This is a genomic window from Candidatus Pelagibacter sp. PS_10_02, assembly GCF_059418005.1.
Genome location: NZ_CM182076.1, coordinates 650,789 through 667,657, shown reverse-complemented (window position 1 = coordinate 667,657; position 16,869 = coordinate 650,789). Strand labels below are relative to the sequence as shown.

Here is a 16,869-nt window from a genome sequence, read left to right as displayed (position 1 = left end):
TATGTGTGGAATTATAGGAATAGCTAGTAATAAACCAGTTTCATCGACAATCATAAATTCACTTAAAAAATTGGAATATAGAGGGTATGACTCAGCTGGAATTGCAACATTGTCAAATGGCATTGTAAGTGAAGCAAAATCTGAAGGTCGAGTTGATATTTTAGAAAAAAACTCAATTGTTAAAAATATGATTGGATCAATTGGTATTGGCCACGTGAGATGGGCAACTCATGGAGTGCCAAATACCCTTAATGCTCACCCGCATTCTTCTGAAAATGTATCTGTTGTACATAATGGTATTATAGAAAACTCAACTATTTTAAAAAAATTTTTAGTAGGGAAGGGACATATATTTAAGTCACAAACTGATACAGAGGTAATAGTTCATCTTATTACTGAGTATTTAAAAGAATTAAATTTAAAAGATGCAATTATTAAAACTTTAAAACAACTTCATGGTAGTTTTGCATTGGGGATTATTTTTAAAGATCAGCCTGACCTTATAGTTGGTGCCAGAAGAGGATCACCGCTTGCTGTTGGTTACGGTCCTAGTGAGAATTATTTAGGATCAGATTCTTATGCATTAAAATCAATGACTAATAAAATTTCATATTTAAACGATGGAGAGTTTTGCATTATTAAAAAAGACCATGTTGAATTTTTTGATGAAGAAGGATTAAAAGTTAATAAAAAAGTTTTAGAATTATCATCTAAAGAACAGGATTACGACAAAGGTGATTTTAAGCATTTCATGGCTAAAGAAATTGAAGAACAGCCTGCAACACTTAAGAATTGCATTAATGAATATGTTGACAAAATTAATAACGATATAAATATTTACAATTTTCCATGGAATATAAGTGATATTTCATCAATTACCTTAATTGGTTGTGGAACAGCTTATCACTCTTGTTTAATGGCAAAATATTGGTTTGAAGAAAATACCTCTCTTGAAGTTGCAGTTGATATTGCTTCTGAGTTTAGATACCGAAAAAATAGATTTAAAAAAGACAACTTATATATATTTGTCTCTCAATCAGGCGAAACAGCAGACACGTACGCTGCATTAGATTTATGTAATCAAAATGATATGAAAACTTGTAGCATTGTAAATGTTGTTGAAAGCTCTATTGCAAGAGACTCTAACTTTGTATTACCTATTCATTGTGGACCAGAAATTGGAGTAGCATCTACTAAAGCATTTATGGGACAGATGTTAGTGCTTTATATTTTAGTATTAAAACTTGGAAGATTAAGAGAGGATTTTGATAAAGAAACATATTTAGATAAAATTAAAGAATTAAAAAAATTACCTAAATTAGTTGAAGATACTTTGTTAACTGAAAATAAAATTCAAGCAGTCTCAGGTTCTTTTACTGATGCCAAGGGTTCAATGTTTTTAGGTAGGGGTTTTTCTTATCCAATAGCATTGGAAGGTGCTTTAAAGTTAAAAGAGTTAGCATATGTGCATGCAGAAGGGTATCCAGCTGGTGAGATGAAGCATGGTCCATTAGCTTTGATTGAAGATGGAATGCCTGTGGTAGTTTTAGCTCCAAGAGATAATTATTATAAAAAAACTATTTCTAATATGCAGGAAGTAATAGCAAGAGGAGCAAAAGTTTTATTAATTACTAATAAAAGTAAAGATGAAGTTTTTTCAGAAAATATTTGGGAAACAATATTAGTTGAAAGTGCAAATGACGATTTACTTCCATTTTTATTAACTGTTCCTTTACAAAAATTAGCTTATTATTCAGCTCTCCTTAAAGGCTATGATATTGATAAACCAAGAAATTTGGCAAAATCAGTCACAGTTGAATAATAAATAAAGTCTGATACAACACTCTCAGGTTGAACATGAAAAATTGGAAAATAAATAGCTGGAGAAATTATCCTGTAAAACACATTCCGGAATACCCGGATCAAAAAGAATTAGATGGTGTTTTAAGTAAGATTAAAAGTTTTCCACCATTAGTTTTTGCTGGTGAGACAAGACATTTAAAAGAGCAATTGGCTGATGTTGTTGATGGAAAAGCTTTTTTACTTCAAGGCGGTGATTGTGCTGAAAGTTTTGCTGAATTTCATCCAGACAATATTAGAGATACATTTAAATTAATTTTACAAATGTCATTGGTGCTTACATACTCTGCATCATTGCCTGTAATTAAACTTGGAAGAATTGCTGGACAATTTTCAAAACCAAGAAGTTCACCTGTTGAAAATATAAATGGTGTTGAGTTACCAAGTTATTTAGGTGACAATATAAATGGAATGGATTTTAGTGAAAAATCAAGAATACCAGATCCAAAAAGATTATTTAAAGCTTACTCTCAGTCAGCATCAACATTAAACCTCATAAGAGCATTCTCTCATGGTGGTTTTGCTGATCTTAAAAAAGTGCATACTTGGAATTTAAGTTTTATTAAAAATACTCCAACAGCTAAGAAATTCAAAGAATTAGAAGATAGAATAGCTGATGCTTTAGCCTTTATGGATGCTTGTGGTATCAACTCAGATTTTAATAGAAGATTAAAAACAGTAAACTTTTGGACATCTCATGAAGCTTTACTACTTCCTTTTGAACAAGCAATGACAAGAGTAGATTCAACAACTGGTGAACATCACGATACTTCTGCTCATTTTGTTTGGATTGGAGATAGAACAAGACAATTAGATGGAGGACATGTTGAATTTTGTAGAGGAATTGAAAATCCTATCGGTATTAAGTGTGGCCCAACTTTAAAACCAGATGATTTAATAAATCTATGTAACAAGATTAATCCAAAAAATGAAAAAGGAAAAATTACTTTAATATCAAGATTTGGACAAGAGAATGTTTCTAAATTTTTACCAAAATTAATTAGAGCAATTAAAAAAGAAGGTTTAAATGTTATATGGTCATGTGATCCTTGCCATGGAAATACTATTAAATCGACAACTGGATTTAAAACTAGACCTTTTAATAGCGTTGTTAAAGAAGTAAAAAATGTTTTTGAATGCCATCAAAGTGAAGGTAGTTATGCAGGTGGTCTACACATTGAAATGACTGGTCAAGATGTAACAGAATGCACTGGTGGAGCTCAGAAAATATCTGACCAAGATTTATCACATCGTTACCACACACATTGCGACCCAAGGCTTAATGCAAATCAAGCTTTAGAGTTAGCATTCTTAATTTCTGATGAAATTAAGAAGAATGCTGCCTATTCTAAAAAAAATATTAAAGCGGCATCTTAAGCCATTGTATTAAATACAATTTTGTTTAATTTCTTTCAATGATGAAACCTTTAGAAAAAGCACAATTTATAAGTAATTGGATCAAGGATTACGTAGAAAAAATGCCAAGTAAGGCTCAATCTTTGGTTATTGGAATTTCTGGTGGAATTGACTCTTCAGTGTCAAGCACCTTGAGCGCAATGACAGGTTTAAAAACAATTGTTTTATCAATGCCAATTAAACAAAAAGCTACTCAACATGATTTAAGTTTAAAGCACCAAGAATGGCTTGTTAAAAATTTTAAAAATGTTGAAGCTCATACTATAAATTTAGATAAGATTTTTAAAACATTTGAAAGTACATTGTCTAATTTTGACAATGAACATGGAATGGCTAACTCTAGAGCTAGAATTAGAATGACTACACTTTATCAAGTAGCCGCTGCTAACAAAGGAATAGTAGTTGGTACTGGTAATAAAGTAGAGGATTTTGGTGTAGGTTTTTACACAAAATATGGAGATGGAGGAGTTGATATTTCTCCAATTGCAGATTGCAATAAATCAGATGTTTGGGAAATTGGAAAATCTCTTAATATATTAGATGAAATTATAGAGGCACCACCAACAGATGGTCTGTGGGATGATGGTAGAACAGATGAGGGTCAACTTGGTCTTAAATATGAAGAATTAGAAGAAGCAATGAATAATCCTAAATCAATAAATCGAGAAAAATACGAAAAAATAAGAAATATGAACTTGCACAAAATGGAGCCAATCCCAGTTTGCAAGATTCCCAACTAATCTTATAGATTCACAAATCTATAATTAAAGTATAATTCTAAGATAATGAATAAGGATATTTTTTTAACAAACAATCTAAGTAATAAAAAAGAGAAATTTATTCCTCTAGATCAAAACAATATTGGAATGTATGTTTGTGGTCCAACTGTCTATGATAATCCACACATAGGTAATGCAAGACCTCTTGTAATTTTTGATATTTTATACAAAGTTTTGAAATCTAAATATGGTCATGACAAAATTACCTATATTAGAAATATTACAGACGTTGACGATAAGATTATAAAATCTTCTAAAGAAAAAAATATTTCAATATTAGATTTAACTAACAGCATTATTGCTGAATTTAATGATGATTGTAATTATCTAAATTTAGAAAATCCATCACAACAACCTAAAGCAACAGAACATATTGATCTAATGATAGAAATGATTAATTCTTTAATCAGTAAGGGTTTTGCTTATGAAGCTAACAATCATGTTTATTTTGAAGTAAGTAAATTTTCTGATTATGGAAAATTATCTAATAAAAAATTAGAAGATTTGATTGCTGGATCACGAGTTGAAGTTTCAAAAAATAAAAAAAAATCAGAAGATTTTGTTTTATGGAAACCTTCCATTAATGATGAGCCTTTTTGGGATTCCCCTTGGGGAAAGGGAAGACCTGGTTGGCATTTAGAGTGTTCGGCCATGTCAAAGAAATATTTAGGAAATGTATTTGATATTCATGGAGGTGGAATAGATCTAATTTTTCCCCATCATGAAAATGAAATTGCTCAATCAAGATGTGTAAATGATACAAAAGTTTTTGCTAATTATTGGGTTCATAACGCATTTATTACAATGTCTAATGAAAAAATGGCTAAATCCACTGGCAATATTTTAAAGATAAAAGATTTTAAGGACAATATTGATGGCCAAGTTTTAAAACTTGCTCTTATGAGTGCTCATTATAAGCAACCTCTAGATTGGAATGAAAAACTTTTAGAGGATTGTAAAAATACTATTGATAAATGGTATGAGGTCTACAAAGTTCTAAAAGATAAATCTGTTTTAAATGAAGATATTTTATCTCCACTCTATGACGATTTAAACACACCAGGTTACATAGCAAATTTACACAAACTATATGATAAAGCTTTAAAGGGTAATGATGCTGATAAAAATTTATTTGTTACAGCATGTAACTTCATAGGTATTTTGAATAAAACAAAAGAAGAATGGTTAGAATTTAAAAAGAAAAAATTATCAATAACTGAAGCTGATATTTTAAAAAAAATTGAACTTCGTAATAAAGCAAGAGAAGACAAGGATTATAAGCAGGCAGATTTAATTAGAGATGAACTTTTAGACAAAGGGGTTTTAATAGAAGACAAAGATGGTAAAACAATTTGGAAATTTAAATGAACAAAGAACAACTTTTTATATTTGATACAACATTAAGAGATGGTGCCCAAACTCAGGGGGTAGATTTTTCTGTAGATGATAAGATTAAAATAGCCAAAGCCTTAGATGCTTTAGGTGTTGATTATATAGAAGGAGGATGGCCTGGAGCAAATCCTACCGATACTGAGTTTTTTCAAAAAAAACATTCATTTAAAAATGCAAAATTAACTTCATTTGGCATGACCAAAAGAACTGGTCGAAGTGCTGATAATGATCCAGGTTTATCTGCTCTATTAAATGCTAACACACCAGCAGTTTGCATTGTTGGTAAAACTTGGGATTTTCATGTTGATATTGCTCTTGGTATTAGTAATGAAGAAAATTTAGAAAATATTAGCGAGACTGCAAAACATTTTGTTAAGGAAAATAAAGAGTTTATGTTTGATGCAGAACATTTTTTTGATGGATACAAAGCAAACCCTGGTTATGCATTGTCTTGTCTTAAAGCTGCGTATGATGCAGGTACAAGATGGATTGTTTTATGTGATACTAATGGAGGAACATTACCTCATGAAATTAGCAAAATAGTAACAGAAGTTACAAAAACTATACCTGGAAAAAATTTAGGCATTCATGCTCATAATGATACAGGGAATGCAGTTGCTAATTCTTTAGCTGCAGTTTGGGCTGGTGTAAGACAAGTTCAGGGAACAATTAATGGCTTAGGTGAACGATGTGGTAATGCCAACTTAATGTCATTAATTCCAACATTCTTTTTAAAAAATGATTTTAATGAGAAATTTCAATTACAAATTAAGCCCAACAATATCAAAAATTTAACTCAATGTTCTAGATTGTTAGATGAAATATTAAATAGAAAACCTAATAAACATTTACCTTATGTTGGTGCTGCTGCTTTTTCACACAAGGGTGGCCTGCACGTATCAGCAGTACAAAAAGATCCAAAAACTTATGAACATATCGATCCAGAAGAAGTTGGTAATTCTAGAAATATTGTAATTTCAGATCAATCAGGAAAATCTAATATCATCTCAAGATTAAGATCTATTGGTATTGAAATAGAGGAAAGTGATCCTAAGATTAAAAAATTATTAGATGAAGTAAAAGACAGAGAATTTATTGGCTATAGTTACGATGGGGCAGATGCATCGTTTGAATTGCTAGCTAGAAGAATTATCAGCAAAATACCAACATATATCTCAATTAAAGAATACGATGTTTCAGTTAAAAAAGATTCGTCTGGAAAAATTATTTCATCTGCAAAAGCAGAGTTAGAGGTTGATGGAAAAAAAATTGTTTGTACTGGTGAAGGAAATGGTCCAGTTAATGCATTGGATAATGCTATAAGACAAAATGTTGAGAGATTAAATAAATATACACCTTATTTGAAAGATCTTAAATTAGTAGACTACAAGGTTAGAATTTTAAATACAGGCACAGAAGCTATCACTAGAGTTTCAATTGAGAGCACTGACTCAAAAGGTAAGAACTGGTTCACTATTGGAGTTTCAGCAAATATAATTGATGCTTCATTTAAAGCATTAGTTGATAGTTTGGATTATAAGTTATTCAAAGATAATGCTCCAGCTAGTCTTTAATGTCATTTAATAATATTTCATTTATTTTACACCAACCCCAACTATCTGAAAACATCGGTGCTTGTGCTAGAGCAATTAAAAACTTTAACTTTAAAAAATTAGTTATAGTTAAGCCTAAGCCAATTTTTCCAAACGATAAAATTTTAGCAACTTCTGTAGGTGCAAAAGATTTAATCACTAATGCTAAAGTTCACGAAACTTTAGAGACTGCTGTAAAAAAAGTAGATTATGTTATTGCAACATCAGCAAGGTTTAGAAATAAGAATATCAAACATTTAAATTTGGAAGATCTAAAAAAAATTGATTTCAGTAAAAAAGTTGCTTTCTTGTTTGGTTCTGAGGCGTCTGGATTATCTAACCATGAGATCAGTTATGCTAATTACACCATGCAAATCCCAACTAATCCTGATTTTAAGTCACTAAATCTATCTCATAGTGTTATTATTATTGCCCATACAGTTGCAAGTATTATCAATTTAAAAAGTGCCAACTACTCCAAGTCAAAGAAAGTAACTTTAGCTAGCAAGAAAGATGTGCAAGCTATGACTAACTTATGCATTAACAAACTTGAAGAAAAAGACTTTTTTAAACCTTTAGAAAAGAAACCCATCATGCTTGAAAACTTAAGAAGTATTTTTTCTAAAATGGAGCTTTCAGAGAAGGAAACGCGTATTTTATCAAGTGTATTTGCAAGTCTAGCCAAAAAAGGTTGATTGACAAAATAATGAGTAAGTTTATAAACCCTCCTATTAAATGACAAAAAGAATTAGTTCTAAACACAAAATTGACAGAAGACTTAAAATAAACTTATGGGGTAGACCCAAAAGTCCTTTTAACACTAGAGCCTATGGACCAGGACAACACGGTCAGTCTAGACAAGGAAAACCTTCTGATTATGGAATTCAGCTTCAAGCTAAACAGAAACTAAAAGGTTACTACGGTAATATTAATGAAAGACAATTCAGAAATATTTATAAAAGAGCAACCATGTTAAAAGGAGATACTGGTGAAAATTTAATTGGTTTGCTTGAAAGAAGATTAGACTCAGTTGTGTATAGAGCTAAATTTTCAACTACAGTTTTTTCTGCAAGACAACTTATTAACCATGGCCATGTAAGAGTTAATGGTAAGAAAGTTAATATTGGCAGTTATGTTGTTAAAGAAGAGGATGTTATTGAAATTAGAGACAAGTCAAAACAATTAGCTTTTATTGATATTGCTTTAGCAAATAAAGAAAGAGAAACTCCTGAATATATTCAATTAGATGAAAAAAACAAAAAAGTTACTTTTGTTAGAACACCTAAGTTTGAAGAAGTTCCATATCCAGTTGTAATGGAACCTAATCTAGTAATCGAATATTACTCTAGATAATAAAAATTTATTTTTTAAAATTTATTCCTTTATCCTCAAGTACTTTCTTGAGCTCACCGTTTTCATACATTTCTTTAACGATGTCACAGCCACCAATAAATTCACCTTTGATGTAAACTTGTGGAATAGTAGGCCAGTCACTAAATTCTTTTATACCTTCTCTTAGTGCTTGAGATTCTAAAACATTAATTCCTTGATACTTAACTTCTAAAATTTTTAACATGTTTGATACTGCCATAGAAAAACCACACTGAGGAGCATCAGGAGTTCCCTTCATAAATAAACAGACTTCGTTTGTATCAATATGACCTTGAATTAAATTTTTTGTATTATCATCCATTATTGTTCCTTTGTTTTAATTGCTAATGCGTGCAGTTCATTACCCATTTTTCCTTTTAATGAATTATAGACCATTTTGTGTTGTTCAATTTTACTTTTGCCAGAGAATTCTTTAGAGGTCACTGTTGCTGAATAATGATTGCCATCTCCTGCCAAATCTTCAATCACAACAATTGCATCAGAAATAGCTTCTTTAATCAGTGTCTCAATTTCTTTTAAATCCATTGCCATATTAGTTACTAATGTAGTTAGTTAGCCAAGTTGTATGCGATTTAATCAAATCGTCAATTGATACTTTTGTCTTATCATTTATGATTAAACCACCTTCATTGACCATTCCAAGCTCATCATAATGAACGGAATTATCTTTGAGAATTTTAGTTACATTTTTAAGATCATCTTTATTAATTTCAATAATATATCTTCCTTGATCTTCACCAAATAAATATTCAAATTCATTTATCAAATAATTAGGCTTTTTAAGAGTTGCACCCTTTTTTCCTTTAATACACATTTTTGAAAGAGCGGTAATTATTCCACCAAGAGACACATCATGAGCTGATTTAATAAATTTTTGATCAATTAATCTTAAGATTGTTTCACCATTATTTTTTTCATTAAAAAGATTAATTTCGGGTGGGGGTCCATTTTTTTCACTTAAGATTTCTCTTGCAAATAAGCTTTGATCTAAGTGACCTTCAGTTTTACCAATAACCAAAAGTATATTATCAACTTCTTTTAAATCCATGGTTACCATATCTTTATAATCTTTGATTAAACCAACACCTCCAATAGTAGGAGTAGGTTTAATTCCAACATCTTTTGTTTGATTATAAAAAGAAACGTTTCCTGATACTACTGGGAAATCCAAATACGCACTTGCCTCACCTAATCCTTGAACACATTCAACAAACTCACCCATATTTTCTTCATTTTCAGGACTACCAAAATTTAGGCAATTAGTAATAGCAATTGGTTTAGCACCTACTGAAATTAAATTTCTCCAACTCTCACAAACAATTTGTTTACCTCCACTTAAAGGGTGAGCCCAGCAATAAACTGCAGAAGAGTCTACAGAGGCTGCAACTGCTTTGTTGGTACCATGAACTCTAACAACACCAGCATCTCCACCAGGTTTTTGAATAGTATCCCCCATAACCGTATGATCGTACTGTTGCCAAATCCATTCTTTACTGCAAACATTTGGATTAGATAAAATTTTATTTAAAACATTAACGACTTTAAGACCTTTTAAATCTTCTTTTTGAATCTTAATTTTTTTAGGAAGTTTTGTCTTCTTCCATTTACGATCATACATAGGAGAGTTTTCAACTAAGGTATTAACAGGAATGTTAGCAACTTTTTTTTCATCAAAGTATAATTCTATTCTTTTACTTTTTGTAGTTTTGCCAATTATTGCGAAATCTAAATTCCACTTATCAAATATTTTTTTAGCTAAATCCTCTTTGCCATTTTCTAGAACAATCAACATTCGCTCTTGGCTTTCTGACAACATAATCTCATAAGGTGTCATATTTGCTTCACGACATGGAACTTTGTTTAAATTAATCTCAATTCCTAAATTTCCCTTTGAAGCCATTTCAATACTTGAAGAAGTTAGTCCGGCAGCTCCCATATCTTGAATTGCTATAATTGAATCTCCTGCCATTAACTCTAAACAAGCTTCTAATAATAGTTTTTCAGTAAAAGGATCACCAACTTGAACTGTTGGTTTTTTTTCTTCAATTTTATCATCGAATGATGCAGAGGCCATGCTTGCACCATGGATACCATCTCTACCTGTTTTTGAACCAACGTAGATGACAGGCTTTCCTAATCCGGCAGCTTTGGAGTAAAAAATCTTATCTTTTTTAACAAGCCCTAAAGTCATAGCATTTACTAAAATATTTCCATTATAAGACTCATCAAAACTAGTTTGACCAGCAATAGTTGGAACCCCCATACAATTACCATAGCCACCAATTCCATGAACAACACCACGTAATAAATTCTTTGTTTTTTTATGTTGAGGAGATCCAAAGTGAATTGAATTTAAATTAGCAATAGGTCTAGCACCCATGGTAAACACATCTCTCATAATTCCACCCACTCCAGTTGCTGCACCTTGATAAGGCTCAATAAATGATGGGTGATTATGACTTTCTATTTTAAAGACAATTGCATCATTATCTCCTATATCAATAACACCTGCATTTTCTCCAGGGCCTTGAATTACATTTTTTCCTTTTGTGGGTAAGTTTTTAAGATGAAATCTTGAAGATTTATAAGAGCAATGTTCATTCCACATTGCAGAAAAAATACCTAATTCAGTAATATTTGGAACTCGCTTTAGTAAATCACAGATCTTTTTATACTCATCTTTTTTTAAACCATGATCGATTGCAAGTTTTTCGTTTACCATCATTATCTAAGATTATTAATTAAGTTTTCAAAAAATAAAGAACCATCTTCACCTGATAGAGCAGGGTCTATCATTCTTTCAGGATGAGGCATCATTCCTAAAACATTTTTTTGTTTATTAAATATTCCAGCTATATTCTGTAATGAGCCATTAGGGTTTGATTGTTCATTAACGTTTCCATTTTCATCAGAATAAAACATGGCAATTTGATTGTTGTCATTAATATCTTTAATTTGATCATTAGAGCAGAAGTAATTTCCTTCATTATGTGCTATATGAAATTCATAAACTTCTTTTTTGTTATCCTTAAAATAAGAGTTGTCTTGATTATTAACTTTTACAAAAACATTTTTACAAATGAACTCTAAGTATTTATTTCTAAGTAGAACTCCCGGCAACAAACCTGACTCGACTAAAATTTGAAACCCATTACAAACTCCCATAACTTTACCACCCCCTTGGGCAAAATTTAAAACAGATTTCATGATTTTAGATTTTGATGCCATACTTCCACATCTAAGGTAATCCCCATATGAGAACCCACCTGGCAAAACGACTAAGTCACTTTTTGGAAGCTCAACATCATCATGCCAAACCATTTTATTTTTAAAGCCAAATTTCTTTAAGGCAACATCCATATCTCTGTCACAATTGGATCCTGGAAAAGTGATTACGGATGAATGCATTATTTATTATTCTGATCCGATAATTTTATAATCTTCTATAACTAAATTCGCTAAAAGCTTTTTACACATATCTTCAACATCTTTTTCAGCTTTTTTTTTATCAGTTTCTTTTGTATCAATTTCAAAGTACTTGCCTTGTCTAACTTCATTAATATTGTCAAACCCCATACCATCAAGTGTTTGATGAATAACTTTACCTTGAGGGTCCAAAACATCTTTTTTAAGTGTGATGATGACTGATACTTTCATATTATTTTATTTTCTTTATTGAGCTTAATTTTGTAACGTTTACAGCACTCATGTTAGATTGTTCATGTAATATTCCTAACCTTTTAGCAACTTCAGTGTAAGCGGGTATTAAATCTCCAAGATCTTTTCTAAATCTATCTTTATCAAGTTTTTTATCAGTAATACTATCCCATAATCTGCAAGTATCAGGGCTAATTTCATCTGCTAAAATAACTTCAGATTTACCGTTTTCTTTAAGTCTGCCAAATTCAAGTTTAAAATCAATTAACTTAATCCCAACTCCTCTGAACATACCAATCATGAAATCATTAATTCTAAGGATCATTTTTTTAACTTTTTCTAATTCAGATTTTGTAGCCCAATCAAATGCAAGTATATGTTCTTCAGCAATAAGTGGATCACCTAATTTATCATCTTTAAGGCAATACTCTAACAGAGGCTGCTTAAGAACAGTTCCGTCTTCGACACCTAATCTTTTAGTAATAGAACCAGTAGCAACGTTACGTACAATAAATTCAATAGGTATGATCTCAACTAACTTAATAATTTGTTCTCTCATATTTAGTCTTTTTACTAAATGATTTTTTATTCCGATTTGAGAGAGATTTGTTAGAATGTGTTCTGATATTCTATTGTTTAAAACACCTTTGCCTTCAATGGTTGATTTTTTTAAATTATTAAAAGCAGTTGCATCATCTTTGAAATATTGAATAACTAATCTTTTATCAGCGGTTGCATAAATTATTTTTGCTTTGCCTTCATATAATTTTTTACCTTTTTTCATTATTTAAATACTCTTCTAAAGATTAAATCTACGTTTTTAAAATGGGATGAATAATTGAATATAGCTTTTAATCTTTTTGATGAAATTTTAGTCATTATAAATTTATCGTCTGATATAACGTCAAATAAATTTAAATTGTCAGCAAAACATTTTTTGGCATAATTTTGCACCATTTTGTAAGATTGTTCTCGGCTCAATCCTGATTTTGTAAGCTCCAGCATTACCTCTTGAGAAAAAATTAAACCTTTTGTGATATTCAAATTTTCAACCATTTTCTTTGGATAAACTATCATTTTATCTAAAATATTACTTAGTCTTGCTAAAGCAAAATCTAGAGTAATATTTGCATCAGGACCAATATTTCTTTCAACACTTGAATGAGAAATATCTCTTTCATGCCATAGTGCAATATTTTCAAGAGCAGGGATTACCGCGCTTCGAACCATTCTAGCGAGCCCTGTTAAATTTTCACTTAAGATTGGATTTTTTTTGTGTGGCATTGCTGATGAACCCTTTTGATCTTTTGAAAAAAATTCTTGAACTTCATAAACTTCAGTTCTTTGTAAATGTCTAATTTCAATTGCAACTCTTTCAACTGAGCCTGCAATAATTCCAAGGACTGAGAAATAAAAAGCATGTCTATCTCTTGGTATTACCTGTGTTGATATGGGCTCAACTTTTAAACCTAGTTTTTTAGCCACATGTTTTTCAACATTAGGGTTAATGTTTGCAAATGTTCCAACTGCTCCAGATATTGCGCATGTTGAAATTTCATCGATTGCATCAACTAACCTTTTTCTATTTCTCTTAAATTCCTCATAAAATGAAGCAAGTTTTAACCCAAAAGTAATAGGTTCAGCATGAATACCATGACTTCTACCCATACAAGGAGTGTATTTATATTTCTTGGCTTGTTTTTTTAAAACTTTTAAAATTTGATCAATATCAGCAAGTAAAATTCTGCCCGATTGAACTAATTGTATATTTAAACTTGTATCCAGTACATCAGAAGATGTCATTCCTTGATGAAGGTATCTTGCTTTAATACCAGCTTTTTCAGTAACAGAAGTTAAAAAAGCAATTACATCATGCTTAACCTTAGTCTCAATTTGATGAATTCTTTTAACATTTATCTTGGCTTTTTTTTTAACAACTGATGCTACCCCTTTAGGGATTTGACCAAGTTTTTCCATGGCTTCAGCTGCTGCAACCTCTACATCAAGCCAAATTTGGTATTTATTTTGTTCTGACCATATGTCAGTGAGTTGTTTTCTAGAATATCTTTCAATCATTAATTATAAGTAAGGGGGCTTTGAATAACCTTTAACAGATTCTGTAAAGATTTCATAACCATTTTCAGTAATACCCAGCGTATGTTCAAATTGTGCTGATAAAGATTTGTCTTTTGTAACAGCTGTCCAACCATCTTTTAGCATTTTTACATCCCATTCACCTGTATTTATCATGGGTTCAATTGTAAACGTCATGCCTGGCCTAAGTTCCATTCCGGTATTTTTTCTTCCATAATGTAATATATTAGGGGGCTCATGAAAGGTAGTGCTTATTCCATGACCACAAAAATCTCTAACAACAGAATAACCTTTTTTTTCAACAAAAGATTGTATTTCATAACCAATGTCACCAAGTTTTAATCCTGGTTTTAATAAATTTATAGCTCTCATCATAGACTCGTGCGTTGCATCAATTAAATTATTTACTTTAACTGAGGTTTTACCAACACAAAACATTCGACTTGTATCACCATAATGTTCATCAACTATAGCAGTTACATCAACATTTAAAGCATCACCTTCCTCCAATACTCTATCTGAAGGTATTCCATGACAGACAACATGATTTAAAGAAGTACATAATGATTTTTTAAAACCTCTATAATAAAGAGGAGCTGAATATCCACCATGGTCTTTTATAAATTCATAACTCAATTTATCAATATGATCAGTTGTAATTCCAGGTTTAATATTTTCTGTCAACATATCAAGAGTTCTCGCCGCAAGATTTCCAGCAACTCTCATTTTTTCAAATTTTTCTAAATAATCAGACATCAATAATTTTAATTTTTTTATCTATCTTAATTTCTTTTGCACTTATTTTACATTGATAAGCTAAAAAAGTAACACCAGCTTTTTTTGCTAGTAAATAATTTTCATAATATTCTTTATCAATATCTTTGGCTATTTTAAAATTATTAACTCCTTGGATTTGAATTAAGAACAATAGATAGGATTTATAACCTTTTTTTACAGCTTCAATAAGAGTTTTTAAATGCTTAGACCCTCTAGACGTTACAGCATCAGGAAATTCTGCAGTTTTTTCATCCCTAAATAAAGTAACATTTTTAACCTCTACAAATATTTTTTGCTTGTTCTTTTCAATTAAAAAATCGAATCTGGTTTCTTTATCAAAGAATACCTCAGGTTTAATACTGTCACTATTTGCAACCTCTTTCACTAGATTATTTGATAAGCCATGATAAGCAATTTTATTTGCAAAATGAGTATTTACACCAACCAAATTTTTTTTAGCCTTAATGATCTCAAGCGTATATTTTAGCTTTCTTTTTGGGTCATCATTTTTGGACACAAAAACTTCATTACCCTCATCTAACAAACCCTTCATTGATCCTGTATTAGGGCAATGTGCTGTAACAATTTCCTTACCAATTTTAACATCAGTAAAAAATCTCTTGTAACGTTTGATAAGTTTGCCTTTAATTAAAGCTTTGGTAAATTCCATATATAAAATGTATATTTAATAATGCCAGAAAATACAAAATTTAATGCCGCAATTCTTATTATTGGTAATGAAATTCTTTCAGGAAGAACACAAGACACTAATACGGGAACTATTGCCAAGTGGTTAAACTCTATTGGAGTGACAGTTAATGAAGTTAGAGTAATTCCAGATATTGAGAGCACTATTGTTGAAACAGTTAACCACTTAAGAAAAGTTAACAACTACGTATTTACAACTGGAGGTATCGGTCCGACACATGATGATATTACCGCTCAATCTATATCAAAAGCATTTAACCTTGAGTATGAAATTCATCAAGAGGCATTTAAAATATTGGAGGCTTATTATAAAGTTGGAGAATTTAATGAAGGAAGACAGAAAATGGTTTGGATGCCAAAAAATGCTAACTTAATTCTTAACCCAACAAGTGGTGCCCCTGGATTTTGTGTTGAAAATGTTTTTTGTTTACCTGGAGTGCCATCAATTTTAAAGTCAATGTTAGGTGGATTAAAAGATAAAATAGTAGGGGGAAATCCAATAATAAGTCATACAATAAGTTTAAAAACTGTTGAAAGTGAAATTGCAAACTCTTTAACTAACGTTCAAGACAACAATAAAGATGTTGAAATAGGAAGCTACCCTTTTTTTCAGGCAGGTAAATTAGGAGTATCTATAGTTATACGATCAGAAGACCAAAAAAAAATCGATAAATGTAGTACCGAGATATTGAAATTTGTTAATCAAAAAAAAATAGAAGTAGTTATTAGATAATAAGAATGCTGTATTTTGCCTACGGTAGTAATTTAAATCATTTTCAAATGAAAAGAAGATGCAAAGATAGTGTTTTTTTAAAAAAGATTAATCTTAAAGATTTTAAATTAACTTTTAGAAGCAAATACAGAGCGGCTGATATAGAGCCTAAAAAAAATTCATTAGTTCCAGGAGCATTATTTGAAATATCTAAAAGTGATGAAAAAAAATTAGATATTTATGAGGACTACCCAATTTTATATAAGAAATATTATTTTACTTATTATGGTAAGAAAGTAATGACCTATACAATGACAAAAAAAACTTTGTTTGCGTACCCAACAGAACGATATTTAAATACTGTAAAGAAAGGTTATAAAGATTGTAATTTAAATTACCAAATTCTTAAAAGAGCATTAAAAGCTTAATTGAGATATGGTTAAGATTGTTAACAAAAATAAGTTGAGTTATAAATAAAAACAGTTAAACA

The 16,869-nt window shown here is 30.5% G+C and carries 18 protein-coding genes; 9 read left to right on the top strand and 9 right to left on the bottom strand.

All coding sequences use genetic code 11. The features are described 5' to 3' along the window. Position 1: 1 nt before the first annotated feature. The 7 genes from glmS to rpsD are packed head-to-tail and all read left to right on the top strand — an operon-like array spanning position 2 to position 8,392. Positions 2-1,822: a glutamine--fructose-6-phosphate transaminase (isomerizing) gene (gene glmS, locus AC5SL1_RS03725; protein WP_494599174.1), complete on the top strand. Its 1,821-nt coding sequence runs from the start codon at positions 2-4 to the stop codon at positions 1,820-1,822. A 35-nt stretch (positions 1,823-1,857) separates the two neighbouring features. Then, entirely contained in the window at positions 1,858-3,237 is a 1,380-nt protein-coding gene (locus tag AC5SL1_RS03720) for a class II 3-deoxy-7-phosphoheptulonate synthase (protein WP_494579067.1), read from the top strand. 41 nt (positions 3,238-3,278) lie between these two features. Further along, a complete protein-coding gene (gene nadE, locus AC5SL1_RS03715; RefSeq protein WP_494600291.1) occupies positions 3,279-4,016 on the top strand; it encodes an NAD(+) synthase in 738 nt (245 codons plus the stop codon). Positions 4,017-4,061: 45 nt separating this feature from the next. Beyond that, entirely contained in the window at positions 4,062-5,423 is a 1,362-nt protein-coding gene (cysS, locus tag AC5SL1_RS03710; RefSeq protein ID WP_494599173.1) for a cysteine--tRNA ligase, read from the top strand. After that, complete coding sequence (gene cimA / locus AC5SL1_RS03705; protein WP_494599172.1) at positions 5,420-7,021, top strand: citramalate synthase; 1,602 nt, start codon at positions 5,420-5,422, stop codon at positions 7,019-7,021. The genes cysS and cimA overlap by 4 nt, the downstream gene beginning before the upstream one ends. Next, positions 7,021-7,734, top strand: coding sequence for an RNA methyltransferase (locus AC5SL1_RS03700; protein ID WP_494599171.1), 714 nt, complete (start codon positions 7,021-7,023; stop codon positions 7,732-7,734). The genes cimA and AC5SL1_RS03700 overlap by 1 nt, the downstream gene beginning before the upstream one ends. Before the next feature lie 40 nt (positions 7,735-7,774). Continuing rightward, positions 7,775-8,392 (top strand): 30S ribosomal protein S4, encoded by a 618-nt coding sequence (gene rpsD / locus AC5SL1_RS03695; RefSeq protein ID WP_494599170.1) that lies wholly within the window; start codon positions 7,775-7,777, stop codon positions 8,390-8,392. 7 nt (positions 8,393-8,399) lie between these two features. Here rpsD and grxD read toward each other — a convergent pair whose 3' ends face one another. The 9 genes from grxD to sfsA are packed head-to-tail and all read right to left on the bottom strand — an operon-like array spanning position 8,400 to position 15,629. Beyond that, positions 8,400-8,732 carry a Grx4 family monothiol glutaredoxin gene (gene grxD / locus AC5SL1_RS03690; RefSeq protein ID WP_494573573.1) on the bottom strand — a complete coding sequence of 111 codons (333 nt, stop codon included), beginning with the start codon at positions 8,730-8,732 and terminating at the stop codon, positions 8,400-8,402. Beyond that, positions 8,732-8,962, bottom strand: coding sequence for a BolA/IbaG family iron-sulfur metabolism protein (locus AC5SL1_RS03685; protein ID WP_494573574.1), 231 nt, complete (start codon positions 8,960-8,962; stop codon positions 8,732-8,734). Before AC5SL1_RS03685 ends, grxD begins: the two co-directional genes overlap by 1 nt. A 1-nt stretch (position 8,963) precedes the next feature. After that, on the bottom strand, positions 8,964-11,156 hold the full coding sequence (gene purL / locus AC5SL1_RS03680; RefSeq protein ID WP_494599169.1) for a phosphoribosylformylglycinamidine synthase subunit PurL: 2,193 nt from the start codon (positions 11,154-11,156) through the stop codon (positions 8,964-8,966). Then, a complete protein-coding gene (gene purQ, locus AC5SL1_RS03675; protein WP_494573576.1) occupies positions 11,156-11,839 on the bottom strand; it encodes a phosphoribosylformylglycinamidine synthase I in 684 nt (227 codons plus the stop codon). The genes purL and purQ overlap by 1 nt, the downstream gene beginning before the upstream one ends. A 6-nt stretch (positions 11,840-11,845) precedes the next feature. Further along, complete coding sequence (purS, locus tag AC5SL1_RS03670; protein ID WP_494599168.1) at positions 11,846-12,088, bottom strand: phosphoribosylformylglycinamidine synthase subunit PurS; 243 nt, start codon at positions 12,086-12,088, stop codon at positions 11,846-11,848. A gap of 1 nt (position 12,089) precedes the next feature. Further along, positions 12,090-12,872 (bottom strand): phosphoribosylaminoimidazolesuccinocarboxamide synthase, encoded by a 783-nt coding sequence (gene purC, locus AC5SL1_RS03665; protein ID WP_494599167.1) that lies wholly within the window; start codon positions 12,870-12,872, stop codon positions 12,090-12,092. Continuing rightward, positions 12,872-14,164: an adenylosuccinate lyase gene (purB, locus tag AC5SL1_RS03660; protein ID WP_494599166.1), complete on the bottom strand. Its 1,293-nt coding sequence runs from the start codon at positions 14,162-14,164 to the stop codon at positions 12,872-12,874. Before purB ends, purC begins: the two co-directional genes overlap by 1 nt. Positions 14,165-14,167: 3 nt before the next feature. Beyond that, positions 14,168-14,938 (bottom strand): type I methionyl aminopeptidase, encoded by a 771-nt coding sequence (gene map / locus AC5SL1_RS03655; protein ID WP_494573580.1) that lies wholly within the window; start codon positions 14,936-14,938, stop codon positions 14,168-14,170. After that, positions 14,931-15,629 (bottom strand): DNA/RNA nuclease SfsA, encoded by a 699-nt coding sequence (sfsA, locus tag AC5SL1_RS03650; RefSeq protein ID WP_494573581.1) that lies wholly within the window; start codon positions 15,627-15,629, stop codon positions 14,931-14,933. The genes map and sfsA overlap by 8 nt, the downstream gene beginning before the upstream one ends. 21 nt (positions 15,630-15,650) lie before the next feature. On the opposite strand from sfsA, the gene AC5SL1_RS03645 reads away from it, so the two are divergent. Both AC5SL1_RS03645 and AC5SL1_RS03640 read left to right on the top strand, forming a co-directional pair. Then, positions 15,651-16,400, top strand: a complete 750-nt coding sequence (locus AC5SL1_RS03645; protein ID WP_494599165.1) for a competence/damage-inducible protein A — start codon at positions 15,651-15,653, stop codon at positions 16,398-16,400. 5 nt (positions 16,401-16,405) lie between these two features. Continuing rightward, complete coding sequence (locus tag AC5SL1_RS03640; protein WP_494573583.1) at positions 16,406-16,807, top strand: gamma-glutamylcyclotransferase family protein; 402 nt, start codon at positions 16,406-16,408, stop codon at positions 16,805-16,807. Positions 16,808-16,869: the final 62 nt, after the last annotated feature.